The organism is Tessaracoccus sp. (genome assembly GCF_016714275.1).
GTDB lineage: Bacteria > Actinomycetota > Actinomycetes > Propionibacteriales > Propionibacteriaceae > Arachnia.
Genome location: NZ_JADJNP010000001.1, coordinates 532,243 through 546,581 on the forward strand (window position 1 = coordinate 532,243; position 14,339 = coordinate 546,581).

The following is a 14,339-nucleotide window of genomic DNA, read 5'->3' on the forward strand; positions in this document are numbered from 1 at the left end:
AAGACCCACGATGACAACTGACGTCGCCCCCGTCCCGAGGGCTGAGCACCCGCGGCCGCAGTTCGTTCGCACAACCTGGCTGAACCTCAACGGCACCTGGCAGTTCGAGCAGGACCCCTCGGACACCGGCCTGGAGCGCGGCCTCCTAGACCGTGACTTGACGGACACGATCCTCGTGCCGTTCGCCCCCGAGAGCGTCCTGTCCGGGGTCGGACATGTCGACGTCATGGCGGCGGTCTGGTACCGCCGCGAGTTCGCCGTTCCCGAGACCTGGAGCGGGCACAGGGTGCTGCTGCACTTCGGCGCGGTGGACCACGACGCCACCGTCTGGGTCGACGGGGCCGAGGTCGCCCGTCACCGCGGCGGTTCACCGGCTTCAGCGCCGACATCACCGCGAACGTAGCGCCCGGCTCTCGTGCGGTGGTCGTCGTCCGGGCCAGGGACCCCTTCCACGGACCACAAGCCCGGGGCAAACAGTCTCCCCGGTACGGCAACTACGAGTGCTTCTACACGAGGACGACCGGGATCTGGCAGACCGTGTGGATGGAGGCGGTGCCGCACGACGCCGTCGAGTCCGTCCACATCGTTCCGCACCTCGACGATCCCGCCTTCGACGTCACAGCGACGCTGCGCCGCACCCGCCCGGAGCTGACGCTGCGGGTCGCCGTATCCGACGCACACGGCGAGGTGGTCTGCCGACACGTCTCGGCCGATGCTGCGCAGCAACCCTCCGTGAGGCTACCGATCCCCACGGATCGCGTGCGCCCGTGGTTCCCGGGGGATCCGCATCTGTACGACCTGCGCATCGAGCTGATCGACGGGGATCACGTGGTCGACGCGGTCGCCTCCTACGCGGGCCTCCGCACCGTGACGGTGGTCGGCGATGCCGTGCTCATCAACGGCCAGCGGGTCTTCCAGCGGCTCGTCCTCGATCAGGGCTACTGGCCCGAGTCGTTGATGACCGCGCCCAGCGACCAGGCGTTGATCGACGACATCACGCTTTCGCTGCAGGCAGGTTTCAACGGCGCACGGCTGCACCAGAAGGTGTTCGAGGAACGGTTCCACTTCCACGCCGACCGGCTCGGCTACCTGGTGTGGGGCGAGTTCGGCGACTGGGGTGCCGCGGAGTCGACGCGCAGCCTGGAGGACCATCAGCAACCGAGCGCCTCCTTCATCACTCAGTGGGTCGAAGCCGTCGTCCGGGACCGCAACCATCCGTCCATCGTCGGGTGGTGCCCTCTCAACGAGACCTACCAGCCGATCACGGACCGGATCACCCAACTGGACGACGTCACGCGCGGCATGTACCTCGCCACCCGCGCGGCGGACCCGACCCGACCCGTGCTGGACGCGTCCGGATACTCCCACCGCGTCGACGGCGCTGACATCTACGACTCGCACAACTACGAGCAGGACCCGCGTCGGTTCGCGGAACAGGTAGGCGGCCTCGCTGACGGCCGCCCGTGGGTCAATGACCACAACGGCAGCGCCATATCCGTGCCCTGGCGCGGGCAGCCCTACTTCGTCTCGGAGTACGGCGGCATCTGGTGGAACGCGGCGGTCGCCGAAGAGCCCCAGGACCCGGACCGGGTCGGCTCATGGGGGTACGGGGAGCGCGTCCGCTCCGTAGAGGAATGGTTCGCCCGATTCGCGGGGCTGACCGACGCGCTCCTCGACGATCCGAGGATGTTCGGATACTGCTACACGCAGCTCACCGACACCTTCCAGGAGGAGAACGGCGTCTTCGACTTCACCCGGCACCCCAAGTTCGACCTGGCGCGCCTGCACGCCATCCAAACCCGCCGGGCCGCATACGAGGCCCTCAATGTGCCGACCGTCACCCCTCGCGAGGAGGAAGCATGACCGTCGTCATCACCTCGAGAAAGGATGACGGTTCAGCCTCGTTCGGGGCGAACGACGACCTTGCCCGCCACGCGTCGGACTCCCGGGGCTGGGCCGTCGAGCTCCAGAAGCGCGTTCGCGGCCACGCGTCCCACCTCGTACAGGTCGAGGTCGACGCTGGAGAACGGGTTGCGGGAGTACTGGCTGATGACCATCCAGTTGTCGAATCCGATCACCTCCACCTCCTGCGGCACCTTGCGACCCCGCGAGAGGAGCTGGTCCAGCGCCCCCCTCGCCACCTGGTCATCCCCGCCGACGACGCCGTCGAACGCAACGCCTTCATCGAGGAGGCGGGCTGCGGCATCCCACCCCCACTGCTCGCTCCACGTGCCCGATATCCCGCAGGGAACCGGCGCGAGGTTGGCCTCCTTCAGTCCCTCCTCGACACCGCGCCGTCGGTCTCGCGCCGCATCCTCGTCGTCGGGGCCTCCGAAGTGCACGATCCTGCGCTTGCCCAGGGCGACGAGGTGACGCACGGCCATACGTCCCGCCTCCACGTTGTCGCAGACGACCGACGTGTCGTTCTCCTCGGTCGACGGGGCGAAGGCATAGACCACCGGCACCGGGGAGTCGACGGCGATGGGGGCGCGGGGTTCCGGCCGGTTGCCGACCATGATCAAGCCGTCGACGGATCGCTGCAGCAGCTCGCGGATGTGGTGGACCTCCCAGTCCTCGCGTCCGCGGGAGTTGCACATGATCACCGACGAGCGATCAGCCCCCAGGGCGTCTTCGACGCCCGCCATGATCTGGGGCGCGAACCTGCCGTCGATGTCCGGCGTCACGATCCCGACCGTGTGGGTGCGGCCGCCGCCCAGGCCGCGCGCCAACAGGTTCGGCACGAAACGGAGTTCCTCCGCCACCCGGGTCACGCGGTCGCGCGTAGCAGGGCTGACCCCGTAGCGACCGGTCAGCGCCTTGGACGCTGTGGACTTGGAGACGCCTGCGCGTTCGGCCACGTCCGCAAGAGTCACCATCTCCGCTCGATCTGCGATGCCCATCACGACCCCTCCCGCAGGCATTAACACACCAACGCCTGCGGCCTACGCTACAGAAACCGGGGTCGAAACCGGTTTCCACACCGGTTTCGACCAGCCATACCTACAAGGAAGTACTCACATGGCCATCTCCACCTCACGTCGTCAGTTCTTCGGTCTCTCCGCAGGAGGGCTCACAGCGGTCGCGCTCGCGGGCGCCGGCTGCTCCAACTTCACCAGCAGCAATTCGGCTCCACAGGGCTCCGGTGCCCCGGCGAGCAAGGACTTCGTCTTCACGTTCTGGGGCACGGGCGGCGAAAAGGAGGCCGTCTCGCGCGTGGTCAACGACTTCGCCAAGGAGGCCGGGCTGAACCCCAAGCCCCAGAGCATCCCGGACAACTACGAGACCAAGCTCAACACGCTGCTCGCCGCGAACACACCCCCGGACGCCGGCTACCTCACCGAGAGCATGGCCATGCGCCTCGGTGAGCAAGGAAAGATCGTCAGCATCGCGGGCCGGCCAGGCTTCGACGAGTTCATCCCCGGCACGGTGCATCACTGGTCCGACGACGGCGCGGTCAGCCAGAGCGCCGTGGAAGTAATGGTGATGTGGTTCGACGAGGACGTCACCTCTGCGGCAGGGGTCACGCCACCGGCGTCCCCCGGAGAGGCGTGGAAGTTCGACGCCTTGGCCGAGGCGGCCGACAAGATGACCGTCGACGACGAGGGCCGCCACCCGTCGGACAGCGGGTTCAACGCGCAGAAGGTCCGCGTCTACGGCGTCGCAGCCCCGACGTCGCTTCCCAGCCTCGTCGCACTGTTCAAGAGCAACGGCATCGACCTGTTCGACGAGGAGGGCACGAAGACCAACATCGACACGCCCGAGGCGATCGAGGTGCTGCAGAACATCTCCGACCTCATCTTCACCCACCGCGTCTCCCCCACACCGGCGCAGGCCAGCACCTTCGGCGCATCCACCGGGCTACTGCTGGCCAGCAAGCGCGTCGCCATGGCCGTCGACGGGCAATGGGCGCTGCTCGACCTCTCGCAGACCCCGAACCTGAACTACAACTCGGCCGTGCTGCCGAAGTTCGAGCGCCCGGTGACCACGATCATCGGCGGGGCCAGCGCGGTGTTCAGCGGAAGCCCGCACGTCGATGCCGGCCTCGAGCTCCTCCTGAAGATGGCGGATCCGTCGAAGGTGCCGCTCTTCGCCTCGGGCCTGTGGATGCCGCTCCAGGAGAAGTACCACACGGACGAGGCCGGCATCGCGGCCTGGGTGAACGATGATGTGCATCCTTCGAACTACCGCTCATCCGTGATCGCCTCGACCCTGGACAATCCGGTGCCGTACCCGTCGTACAAGATCAAGAACTTCACCAGCACCATCTCCACGACGCTGAACAACGGGCTGGGCGCGCTGTTCACCAAGAAGACCGACATCCCTGCAGCCGTGAAGAAGCTGGCCGAGGAGGTCAACAAGCAGATGCAGGGTTCCTACCGCGACATCGCCAGCTGAGCCGATGAGACGCACGCGCCCGCGGAACGGGCTTCAGCGCAGCCAAGGGCGATGGGGGTGGATCTTCGCGTTGCCGGCGGTCGTCGGCTTCCTCGTGTTCACCCTCAGCCCGATGATCGCCTCCGGCGTCATCGGTACGACGAGCTGGACGATCGGACAGTCGCCCCAGTTCGTCGGTCTCGGCAACTACACCGCCATCGCCCAGGACTCGCTGTTCTGGAAGTCGCTCAGCGTCACCGGCTACTACGCCATTCTGGCCGTGCCCGGTGGCCTCATCGTGGCGTTCCTCACAGCGTCGCTGCTGAACAAGGCCAAGCGCGGCAGGAGCACGTTCAGGACGATCTACTACCTCCCCGTCCTCGTCCCTCCCGTCGCGAGCGCCGTGCTGTGGCTCTGGCTCTTCAACCCCGACTCGGGGCTACTGAACGAGGTGCTCAAGCTGTTCGGGCTTCCGCCGTCGCTCTGGGTCTACGGCGAGGAGACCGCCATCCCCTCCGTCGCGCTCATGGCGATCTGGGGATTCGGCAACATGACGCTCGTCTTCCTCGCCGGGCTCCAGGGCGTCTCGCGGGAGCTCTACGAGGCGGCCGAATGCGACGGCGCCAGCCCGCTCCGCAGAATGTGGCACATCACGCTGCCCTCCATCAGCCCGGTGATCCTGTTCAACCTCATCACCGGCATGATCGCGGCGGTCCAGATCTTCGACGCGGCCTACGTCATGACGCAGGGCGGACCCAACAACGCCACCCTCGTCTATGTGTTCTACCTGTACTCCAAGGCCTTCGGCGAGGGCCAGCTCGGCTACGCGAGCGCGCTGGCCTGGATCCTGTTCCTGATCATCCTCGTCGTCACCGTCCTCCTGTTCCGCACGTCGAGGCAGTGGGTCTTCTATGAGGGAGGAAAGCGATGACAGCTGCTCCACCCGAGCCAAGGGCTTCGCGCAGCAACCGGTCGATCAAGGCATCGGGCAGGCTCGCCCAAGCCGTCGTGCTGATCCTCCTCATCGGCGGTGCCGTGTTCGCTCTCGGGCCATTCCTGTGGCTCATCCGCAGCTCGCTGATGGATCAGGTCCAGATCTTCACCTCGCCGCCGAAGTGGATCCCCGACCCGGTGGTGTGGTCGAACTACCCGGACGCGCTCGCCGCGGCGCCGTTCGGCCGCTACCTCCTCAACACCCTCAACATCATCGTCATGGTCGTGCCGGGAACCCTGCTCAGCTGCTCGGCGGCAGCATTCGCGTTCTCGCGGTTGCAGTGGCGCGGTCGGAACCTGTTCTTCGGGCTCCTGATGACGGGAATGATGCTGCCCTATGCGGTGACGCTCATCCCGACGTTCATCGCGTGGCAGAAGCTCGGGTTCGTCGACACCTACGTGCCTCTGACCATTCCCGCATTCTTCGCCGCTGGCGGGGCGTTCAACATCTTCATGCTGCGTCAGTTCTTCCTCACGATCCCCAACGACCTCGACAACGCGGTCTACATCGACGGCGGAAGCCCGTGGACCGTCTACTGGCGCGTCATCCTGCCGCTCAACAAGGGTCCGCTCACTCTCGTCGCCGTCTTCACCATCATCGCCGCGTGGAACGATCTGCTGAACCCGCTGATCTACCTCTCCGACCCCGACAAGGCGACCCTCAGCCTGGGCCTCGCGGCGTTCCGCGGCCTGTACAACTCGCAGTGGGGGCTGCTCATGGCCGCATCCGTCATGGTGATCACGCCGTTGCTCGTGCTGTTCTTCTTCGCCCAGCGCCAGATCATGGAAGGCATCGCCCTGACCGGCGTGAAGGGGTGACCGGAGATGAATGGCACGCCGCTGCGTCGGTTCCTGGAGCGCGTAGCCGACTGCGCCGTCGTCGGCCTTCTCGTCCTCATCGCCAGCCTGCCACTCGTGACAGCACTGGCGGCCCTCACGGCGGGCTCGGCCACGCTGGGCGGCGAAGGGAGCGGCTCAGTGCCCACGCGGTTCCTCCGCGCCTTTCGCTCTGCTCTGAAGCGAGCCGTCGGTCCCCAGCTCGTGGTACTCGGCGCGTTCGTCATCGGCCTTTCCGACCTTGCCGTCGGCCTCCACTGGGCAGGCAGGGCTGCCGTGCCGGGGTGGGTGATCGCACCGGTGCTCGCGGTCGGCCTTCTCCTCCTCCTTGGCGCTGTCGTCCTTCCTTCCTACCTCGCGATCATCGCCGGTGAGCACGGCGGGCCGGCGTCCCTCGGCGACGCCGTCGTGCTGGCCGTCGGTCGTCCCACAGCCGCGGCGGCGGTATTCGGACTCGGGATCACGCTCACCGCCGTCGGCGTGCTCCTCCCCGTGACGCTCCCGTTGCTCGTCGGGGCGCACATCCAGTTCAGCCGCGCGACGATCCTGAGATCCCTCAGCGGTCCCGTCCGCTCACTCCAACCAACCCCTTAGGAGACCTGTGCATCCCACATCCGCCGGCGGGTACCCCCGTCGTCCACTCGCCCTGACCGACGTCCAGATCCACGACTCCTTCTGGTCGCCACGACAGGAGCAGATCCACACCAAGACGCTGTGGCATCAGGAAGAGATGCTGCACCGCACGGGACAGTTCGGCGCGCTCTCGCTGAACTGGCGCCCCGGCGACCCCAACGAGCCCCATATCTTCTGGGAGAGCGATGTCGCCAAGTGGCTCGAAGCGGCCAGCTACTGTCTCGCGCAGGGCGAGGACGCCGAGCTGGACGCCGCCGTGGACCGGGTCATCGACCTGCTCGCGGGTGCGCAGCAGCCCGATGGGTACCTGAACGTCTACTTCACGCTCGTGCGGCCCGACGCGCGCTTCACCGACCTCCGCGACGCCCACGAGCTGTACTGTGCCGGTCACCTGATCGAGGCCGGAGTGGCCCACTACCAAGCCACCGGCAAGGAGACCCTGCTGACGATCGTGCGACGGTACGCCGACCTCCTCGTTCAGGTCTTCGGTCCCGGCGGGCAGTGCGAGGGCGGCTACGACGGCCACCAGGAGATCGAGCTGGCGCTCGTCAAGCTCTATCGGGTCACCGGTGACCGTCGCTACCTCGACCTCTCAAAGAAGATGATCGACGATCGCGGCACGCAGCCCTTCTACTACGAGCGCGAGGCCGAGCGGCGCGGGACCCCTGGCTACTTCGAGTGCGCCTTCCCGCAGCGCGAGCGCGAACCACAGCGCTTCCGCGAGTACAACCAGAGCCACCTCCCCATCCGGGAACAGGACGCCATCGTCGGGCACTCCGTGCGCGCCATGTACCACCTGAGCGCGGTTACGGATCTCGCCGCCGAGTACGACGACGGCGACCTCCTCGCGGCCGCCCGGCGACTGTGGCGGGACATGGCCGACACCAAGCTCTACATCACAGGAGGTCTCGGAGCCGATCCGTCCATCGAGGGGTTCGCCGCCCCGTACGAGCTGCCGAACCTCCGCGGCTACGCGGAGACATGCGCGGCCATCGGCCTCGTCCAGTGGGCGCAGCGAATGGGGAACCTCACCGGCGAAGGTCAGTTCGTCGACGTCTTGGAGCGCGCGCTCTACAACGGCGTGCTGTCCGGCGCGTCCGCCGACGGCACGCACTACTTCTACGGCAACCCGCTCGCCAGCGACGGCGACGTCCACCGCCACGAATGGTTCGGCTGCGCCTGTTGCCCGCCGAACCTCGCACGCCTGATCAGTGAGCTGGGCCGCTACCTCTACGCGCAGGGCAAGCGCGAGGCCGTCGTGAACCTGTACGCGAGCAGCACCGCGCGGTTCGACTTCGACGGCGCGGGCGCCACGATCCGTCAGGAGACCAGCTACCCTCGCGACGGCGTGGTGGAGATTTCGGTGATCCCGGAGAACGACGGCGAGGCCTTCGCGTTGGCCCTCCGTATCCCATCCTGGGCAGCCCACACCGCGCGCATCAACGGCGTGCCCTTCACCGCGTCCCCGGTTGACGGCTACCTACGCATCGATCGCGAGTGGCACGCCGGCGACACGGTCACCCTCGACCTCTGCTTGTCGCCGCGCCGGACATGGTCGAACCTCCGCGTCGCCGAGAATCTCGGCAAGGTGGCCCTTGAGCTCGGCCCGATCGTCTACTGCCTCGAGGGCGTCGACCACACGGCGCCTGTGGCCACGCTCACCCTCCCCAGGAGCGCGGAGATCACCGCGTCGCGGAGCGACGACGCCGACATGGTCGTGCTACAGGCCCACGGACGCGTCGAGCAGTGGGACGACGGCGCGCTGTACTGTTCCGAACCTCCGGCCACCAACACCGCCGAACTCCGCGCGGTCCCCTACGCGACCTGGGGCAACCGCGGCCAATCGGATATGACGGTCTGGATCCGGGAGACCGTCGAGCGCTGACGGGGATCAGCTCGGCGCTCAGTCAGCGGTGGGATCAGCGATGACGGCGAGGAACAGCGGCCAGCCCGTGCGCGTGTCGAGGACGCGGAACACGTACGGGCGGTCGACGACGAAGGGCTCTGTGGGCGCGGCGCCCCCGGCGGCGCCGGCCTCGGTGACCGCGACCCCGACCGTGCCCTTGGCGCTCACCTGGAGCCGCACCTGCTGGACCCATTGCTCGAGGTAGCCCTCCGGAAGGATCCCGTCCAGGTGGTCGAGATCCAGCTCCGGGAGGCCCTCGAGCAGGTCGATCTTCGCCGCGACGTCGAACGACGGCATGACGACGGTGCCCGCATCCGGCGCCGACGCGCCCAACTCCTCCGTGGCGTCCGCCAGGTCCTTGGCGGTCAGCTGGCTCGGTGTCACGCCCTCGTTCGGGAGGATCACGTCGGCGGCGAGCACGCCGTCGTAGGAGAGGCGCACGGCCTTCCACCGATCGCCGTCGGCCCAGCGCGCCTCCGGGGTTCCCGACACGAAGCTCGCGTCCTTGTCGCCGTCGGGCGTGTGGAACGGGAGCCTCGGCTCGTAGCTGAACTCCTGCTCCCATGCCGCCGCGAACAGCACCGCGTCCTGGACCACCGCGCGGGTGTCCGACGTCACCTTGATCCCCGACTTGTCGATCAGCCCGGCCGTGTTCTTGCGCACCCAGGCGTTGAGGTCGCCCTGGGCGCCCTCGCGTTCCGCCTGCGCCGCGGGCGCGTCGTAGTACTTCTTCAGCCGGTCGAGGAACGGCTGGTGGATCGGCTCGCCGATCACCAGCACGCGGCTGGCCTGGTGGACGACCGGGGTGTCGGGCGGGTTCTTCGCATCGACCTTCTTCGGCAGCCCCGCGTAGCCCGCGAGTGACTGCCGCAGCGCACCGAACGCCATCGACCGCTCGTCGCCGGCGAGGCCGAGGGTCTCGTCGATGCTCGCCGCGGACGGCCCGACGGCACCCTCCCCCACCATGGCGAGGCTCATCGCCATCGAACTCGGCGACGTCACCCGGTTCGCGGAGTCCATGCCGCCGATGACCTCCCAGGCCAGCGCCTCGCTCGCCGCAGCGGCGTCCTTCACGCCCGGCGTGCTGTCGAACGGGAGGGAGAGCACGGCACCCGCGCCGGTCACCTCTTCCGACGCCGCCCCCGACGAGCACGCGAACATCGACGCCACGGTCAAGGCCAGCGCGACCGGAATCAGTCTCTTCGAACGGATCACGGCTGCTCCTTGGGGTCCGAGATGGCGGCGAGGAACAGCGGCCAGCCCGTGCGGGTGTCGAGCACGCGTAAGACGTAGGGTCGGTCGACGACGAACTCCCGGTCGCGCGACTGCGCTGACTCCCCGACCACGATCTCCGTTACCGCCGCGCCGACGGTTCCCCTGGCCGTCACGCGGAGCCGCGCCTGCTGCACCCACTGGTCGACGGTGAGACCGGCGCCCATGCCGCTGAGGTCGGAGAGGTCCACCTGGGGCAGCGCCTCCAGCAGGTCCGTCTTCACGGCCAGGTCGAACGTGGGCATGCGCACCCACACCTTCGTCGGTTCCGCGGCGTCCAGCGCCGCCCTCGCCTCGGCGAGGTCTTCCGCGGTGAGGTCGAGAGGCGCGACCCCCTCGCGGGGGAGGATGACGTCGGCCGCAAGCGTGTCGTCGTACGGGAGCCGGACGGCAGTCCAGCGCGCGCCCTCCGCCATCCGCGCCTCGACCTCACCACTCACCCCCGGGATCCGCTCATCACCGTCGGGCCCGTCGAACCGGACGCTGTCCTCGTCCTCCAGCGGCGTCCTCCAGGCGGCCGCGAAGAGGAGCGCGTCCTGGATCACCGCAACCGTGTCGTCTTGGACCTTCACGCCGGAGCGCTCGATCAGCCCACCGGTCTCCTCACGCACCCACGCGTCGAGATTCGCCTGCGCTACGGACCGCTCGACGTCCTCCACAGGCACCGCGAAGTAGCGGTCGAGGGCGGCGAGGAAGCTCGGTTCCAGCGGCACACCGAGGGTGACGAGGCGGTTCGCCTGATGAACAGCTGGGGTCGCGGGCGGCTCATCCAGGTCGACGGACCCTGGCGACGCCTCGTACTCCTCCAACGACTGACGCAGCGCGCCATACGCAAGGGACCGCGTCTCACCCTCCAGGCCGAGCGCGGCGTTCGCGCTCGCCAGCGAGGCTCCGCCTGCACCCTCCGCGGCCACGGCCAGGGACAACGACAGCGAGCTCGGCGACAGGATCCGGTTGGGCCCGACGCTCGAATGGATACCGGACCAGGCGAGCGCCTCGCTGGCGGTCGCGGCCTCCGCCATGCCCTCGGTGTGCGCGAACTGCGGGTTCGGAAGCGGCGCGGCCGGGGCTCCGCCGCCGGACACCCCTTCGTCCTGGGACTCACTCTTCCCACCTGCCGCGGACCCGCTATCGAGCGCTCCCGTGGGCATGCTCCCGCCGAGGGGAAGGACGGGGACGATGACAGCAGCGGCCGCGACAATCGCGAAGACTCCGCCCGCGCGCAGGGCGGCGCGGCGCCGGGCCGTGCGCCGTCGATGGGCGCCCGCCAGCAGGCCGGTCGGCACTTCGGGGATGGACGCTGCGTCGTGCAGCGCGCGGGAGATCTCGGGATCGTCGGTCATGGTTCGACCTCCTGGGTCAGGTGCGCGGACCCGCGCAGGGCGGCGCACCCTCGGTGGGCGTACTTCTTGACGGCGCCCTCGCTAATCCCGAGCGCGCGGGCCACCTCGGCGATGGGCTGGTCGTCCAGGTAGCGCATCGTCACGACGGCGCGCTGCATCCTGGGCAGGCCCGCGAGCGCGCGCAGCACGTCGACGCGCTGCTCCGGGCCCGGCTCGTCGTGCCGTCGCTCCGGGACGACCTCGCTCGGCACCTCCGACCGCCAGCTGCGCCGTCGCCACCACGACACGTACGTGCGGTACATCGTCGTGCGGAGGTAGGCCTCGAACTGTTGCTCGGTGGAGAGGGTGGCGTAGGCGCCCAACGTTTTCGAGAGCGCCGTCTGGAGGAGGTCCTCGGCGTGGCCGGGATCGCCGGTCAGCACGCGGGCGGCGCGCAGCAGCACCCCGCCGCGCTCGGCGAGGAAGGCCTCGAGCCCGCCCATGTCCACCTCCTGACCCTACGACGCTGCGGGCCCCCTCAAAGGTTGTCCCCCTTGTTGCGCACTTGATGAAAATGTCCGACGACTTTGGTAGACCTGTGCTGTTTCCGACCGAAAGGCCACCATGACCTCCCCCGAGAACCCCCGCCTGCAGCTGTGGTTCGGCAACTTCTTCGAGCCGTTCCACAGCGACGCGGAGGCCATGCGGCACGGTCTCGCCGAGGTGGCCAACCTCGGATTCACGACGATCAACCTCGACTCCAAGCCGTGGGAGGACTTCTTCGCGCGCTACCGCGGCGAGCCCGCCAGCGGGTACGTCGGCATGCAGGAGCTGATGATGGCGGAGGCCGCGGCGCGCGGGATGGACTACACCTGCCTGGCGCTCTACCTCTCCGGCGACAACCTCTACCCCACCATTCGCGACGTGCCTCCGGTGCGGGGTGAGGAGACGATCCGGCCGGACGGGACCCCGATGGGCACCTACAAGTACTGGTCGTCGCGCGCGCAGGAGTCCATGGTCGCGCACGTCACCGGGCTGCTCGACCTCTACGGCGCGGGCATGCGCCGCAGCGCCGACGGCAGGGTGCTGATGCAGACCATGTTCGACCCGATCGCGAAGCCCAGCTTCGATGATGACGGCCGGCGCCACTACCTGAACTGGCTCAGCAACCGGTACGCCGGCGACGTCACCCGGCTCGCCGATGCCTACGGCGTCGAGGCCAGCTCGTTCGACGATCTCCAGCCCAGCCAGTACTGGCTCCGGCCCGAGGAGGTCGGCTGGCTCGACTGTGCGCTGCCGACGGCCGCGGACATCGCCGCCCGGACCCCGGACTTCCGACGTTGGGTCGACAACCAGGCCTACCTCGCCGACGTTCTCGTCAACTACTTCGCGGACATGGCGCCGCACTGGCGCCGGCTGGGCGTCTCCGCCGAGCCGATCCTCCACCAATGGGGCTACTTCTTCACTCCCCCGGGGCGGCCGGAGTGGCAGACCGGGCAGCGCGCGCTCGACGTCTACCGGATCGCGCCGCACGTCGACAACGCCTGGTTCATCACCGCGCCGCTGAACGCGGAAAGCCGCCCGGACGCGATGGTGGTGAGCGTCGACGCCGCGATCATGCGCGCGGCCAACGGCGGATCCCGGTTCAGCGCGGGCGTCTACCTCGGGAGGCATGTCAACCAGGGCATCTACGACATCGTGACTCCTGCGGAGGCCGTCGCGACGCTCGTCGCCGGCGGGGCGAACGGGTACCACGCGTACGGCTACAGCGGCCTCGACGACGGCGGCGTCCTCTACCGGATGGACGACGGCGTCAAGCAGTCGGTGCGCGACGGCAACGCGTGGGCCGCCCAGGTCATCCCGCTCCTGACGGAGCCCCGGGCCCGCGAGGTCGCGCTGCTGTTCCCCGCGGAGACCAACCTGTACGAGCCCCTGGAGCTCGACGAGGGCGGCAGGCACCGGATGGATCTGCTCGGCTGGTACCGGCAGTTCACCGATCTCGGCTGGCACGTCGACATCCTGCATCCGGACCAGGTCGCGGCCGGGGCGCTCGCCGATTACGCGACCCTCGTGATCCCCGCCAACCCCCTGTATGACGTCGGCGACAACGCGGCGCTCGAGTCCGCCGTCGCCGCGTTCGTCGACGGCGGCGGCACGGTGTTCCACGGCCCCGGCTGCGGCCCCGCCCGGGCGTTGGGCATCGTCGAGCAACCCCACGAGTTCGACTGCATCGCCTGGGAGGACGAGCTCATCCCCCACGGCTGGTCGATCGTCGCCTACCCCGCGGCCACCGCGCTGGGCAGCTACCTGGGCTCTGGGCTGCCCGCCCTGGCGGAGACGCGGCGCGGTGCCGGCACCGTCTACTCGTTCGGGTTCGAGTACGGGTACGCGTACTGCCGCCAGCACATGCCGATCGTCCCGCCGCAGTACGGCAAGCGCGAACAGCACCCGTTGGTGCTGCTGCGCCGCACGCCGGTCGAGGCGCTCATCGGGTCCTCCCCGCTGGCGGTGCTACCTCCGTCTCGGGGCCTGGAGGTGGCGCGGTTCGGCGACCGCGCGGTCGTCATCAACCACCGCAGCCATCCGATCGACATCGGCGCGCTGAGCGGCCGGCGCGTCATCTCGCAGGTGCCCGGAGCCCCCGGCTGGCTGCCGGGCCACGCAGCAGCCTACGTAGAGGTCTGACTCAGATTCCCCCAGCCCTAGTTGAGCCGACTCGGCGAGTCCCGGAGCACTTGACCCCGGGATACCCGGGACAGCGGACCGATCCGACGCTAACCGGCCCCGTTGGGAGGAATCCCTCCAAGAACGGCCAAGTAGCGTCGGATCCGTTCGGTCCGCCAAGTAGCGCCAGCTCAGGCAACCGACCTTCTTCGTCGCCGGCGTCCCCGAAGCCGGTGCGTCACAGTTCGCACACCGACCGGACATCCAGACCCGGCGCCCCGCGTGGGCGCGGCTAGTGTAGTCGAAGCCCGTCCCTAAAGGAGCCGTAGATGCCCAAC

Annotated in this window: 12 protein-coding genes; 8 read left to right on the forward strand and 4 right to left on the reverse strand. The window is 68.7% G+C overall.

The features are described from left to right. Window positions 1–10 precede the first annotated feature (10 nt). Window positions 11–403: a sugar-binding domain-containing protein gene (locus IPJ61_RS02520; RefSeq protein ID WP_297102677.1), complete on the forward strand. Its 393-nt coding sequence runs from the start codon at window positions 11–13 to the stop codon at window positions 401–403. Between the two features lie 140 nt (window positions 404–543). Next, a complete protein-coding gene (locus IPJ61_RS02525) occupies window positions 544–1,863 on the forward strand; it encodes a glycoside hydrolase family 2 TIM barrel-domain containing protein (protein ID WP_297102679.1) in 1,320 nt (439 codons plus the stop codon). A 32-nt stretch (window positions 1,864–1,895) separates the two neighbouring features. Here the strand turns inward: IPJ61_RS02525 and IPJ61_RS02530 are convergent, their stop codons facing one another. Beyond that, complete coding sequence (locus IPJ61_RS02530) at window positions 1,896–2,900, reverse strand: LacI family DNA-binding transcriptional regulator (protein ID WP_297102681.1); 1,005 nt, start codon at window positions 2,898–2,900, stop codon at window positions 1,896–1,898. A 118-nt stretch (window positions 2,901–3,018) separates the two neighbouring features. On the opposite strand from IPJ61_RS02530, the gene IPJ61_RS02535 reads away from it, so the two are divergent. From IPJ61_RS02535 to IPJ61_RS02555, 5 genes are read left to right on the forward strand one after another with little or no spacing between them, the layout of a single operon-like run. After that, window positions 3,019–4,395, forward strand: a complete 1,377-nt coding sequence (locus IPJ61_RS02535) for an ABC transporter substrate-binding protein (protein ID WP_297102683.1) — start codon at window positions 3,019–3,021, stop codon at window positions 4,393–4,395. 4 nt (window positions 4,396–4,399) lie between these two features. Then, entirely contained in the window at window positions 4,400–5,305 is a 906-nt protein-coding gene (locus IPJ61_RS02540) for a carbohydrate ABC transporter permease (RefSeq protein ID WP_297102685.1), read from the forward strand. Further along, a complete protein-coding gene (locus IPJ61_RS02545; RefSeq protein ID WP_297102687.1) occupies window positions 5,302–6,186 on the forward strand; it encodes a carbohydrate ABC transporter permease in 885 nt (294 codons plus the stop codon). Before IPJ61_RS02540 ends, IPJ61_RS02545 begins: the two co-directional genes overlap by 4 nt. 6 nt (window positions 6,187–6,192) lie before the next feature. Further along, the gene (locus IPJ61_RS02550) at window positions 6,193–6,798 is read left to right on the forward strand and encodes a YesL family protein (RefSeq protein WP_297102689.1); all 606 of its coding nucleotides are present in this window, start codon (window positions 6,193–6,195) and stop codon (window positions 6,796–6,798) included. 7 nt (window positions 6,799–6,805) lie between these two features. Continuing rightward, window positions 6,806–8,722 (forward strand): glycoside hydrolase family 127 protein, encoded by a 1,917-nt coding sequence (locus IPJ61_RS02555; RefSeq protein ID WP_297102691.1) that lies wholly within the window; start codon window positions 6,806–6,808, stop codon window positions 8,720–8,722. An 18-nt stretch (window positions 8,723–8,740) separates the two neighbouring features. On the opposite strand, the gene IPJ61_RS02560 is transcribed toward IPJ61_RS02555, so the two are convergent. The 3 genes from IPJ61_RS02560 to IPJ61_RS02570 are packed head-to-tail and all read right to left on the reverse strand — an operon-like array spanning window position 8,741 to window position 11,840. Beyond that, window positions 8,741–9,958 (reverse strand): serpin family protein, encoded by a 1,218-nt coding sequence (locus tag IPJ61_RS02560; protein ID WP_297102693.1) that lies wholly within the window; start codon window positions 9,956–9,958, stop codon window positions 8,741–8,743. Then, on the reverse strand, window positions 9,955–11,358 hold the full coding sequence (locus tag IPJ61_RS02565) for a serpin family protein (RefSeq protein ID WP_297102695.1): 1,404 nt from the start codon (window positions 11,356–11,358) through the stop codon (window positions 9,955–9,957). Before IPJ61_RS02565 ends, IPJ61_RS02560 begins: the two co-directional genes overlap by 4 nt. Continuing rightward, window positions 11,355–11,840: a SigE family RNA polymerase sigma factor gene (locus tag IPJ61_RS02570; RefSeq protein ID WP_297102697.1), complete on the reverse strand. Its 486-nt coding sequence runs from the start codon at window positions 11,838–11,840 to the stop codon at window positions 11,355–11,357. Before IPJ61_RS02570 ends, IPJ61_RS02565 begins: the two co-directional genes overlap by 4 nt. A gap of 121 nt (window positions 11,841–11,961) precedes the next feature. Here IPJ61_RS02570 and IPJ61_RS02575 point away from each other — a divergent pair, with 121 nt between their 5' ends. Then, window positions 11,962–14,022 carry a type 1 glutamine amidotransferase family protein gene (locus tag IPJ61_RS02575; protein WP_297102699.1) on the forward strand — a complete coding sequence of 687 codons (2,061 nt, stop codon included), beginning with the start codon at window positions 11,962–11,964 and terminating at the stop codon, window positions 14,020–14,022. Window positions 14,023–14,339 lie beyond the last annotated feature (317 nt).

Coding starts and splice junctions, on each gene's coding strand:
- IPJ61_RS02525 (WP_297102679.1), top strand. CDS start 544: ATGGAGGCGGTGCCGCACGACGCCGTCGAGTCCGTCCACATCGTTCCG.
- IPJ61_RS02565 (WP_297102695.1), bottom strand. CDS start 11,358: ATGACCGACGATCCCGAGATCTCCCGCGCGCTGCACGACGCAGCGTCC.
- IPJ61_RS02530 (WP_297102681.1), bottom strand. CDS start 2,900: ATGGGCATCGCAGATCGAGCGGAGATGGTGACTCTTGCGGACGTGGCC.
- IPJ61_RS02550 (WP_297102689.1), top strand. CDS start 6,193: ATGAATGGCACGCCGCTGCGTCGGTTCCTGGAGCGCGTAGCCGACTGC.
- IPJ61_RS02545 (WP_297102687.1), top strand. CDS start 5,302: ATGACAGCTGCTCCACCCGAGCCAAGGGCTTCGCGCAGCAACCGGTCG.
- IPJ61_RS02520 (WP_297102677.1), top strand. CDS start 11: ATGACAACTGACGTCGCCCCCGTCCCGAGGGCTGAGCACCCGCGGCCG.
- IPJ61_RS02535 (WP_297102683.1), top strand. CDS start 3,019: ATGGCCATCTCCACCTCACGTCGTCAGTTCTTCGGTCTCTCCGCAGGA.
- IPJ61_RS02570 (WP_297102697.1), bottom strand. CDS start 11,840: ATGGGCGGGCTCGAGGCCTTCCTCGCCGAGCGCGGCGGGGTGCTGCTG.
- IPJ61_RS02540 (WP_297102685.1), top strand. CDS start 4,400: ATGAGACGCACGCGCCCGCGGAACGGGCTTCAGCGCAGCCAAGGGCGA.
- IPJ61_RS02575 (WP_297102699.1), top strand. CDS start 11,962: ATGACCTCCCCCGAGAACCCCCGCCTGCAGCTGTGGTTCGGCAACTTC.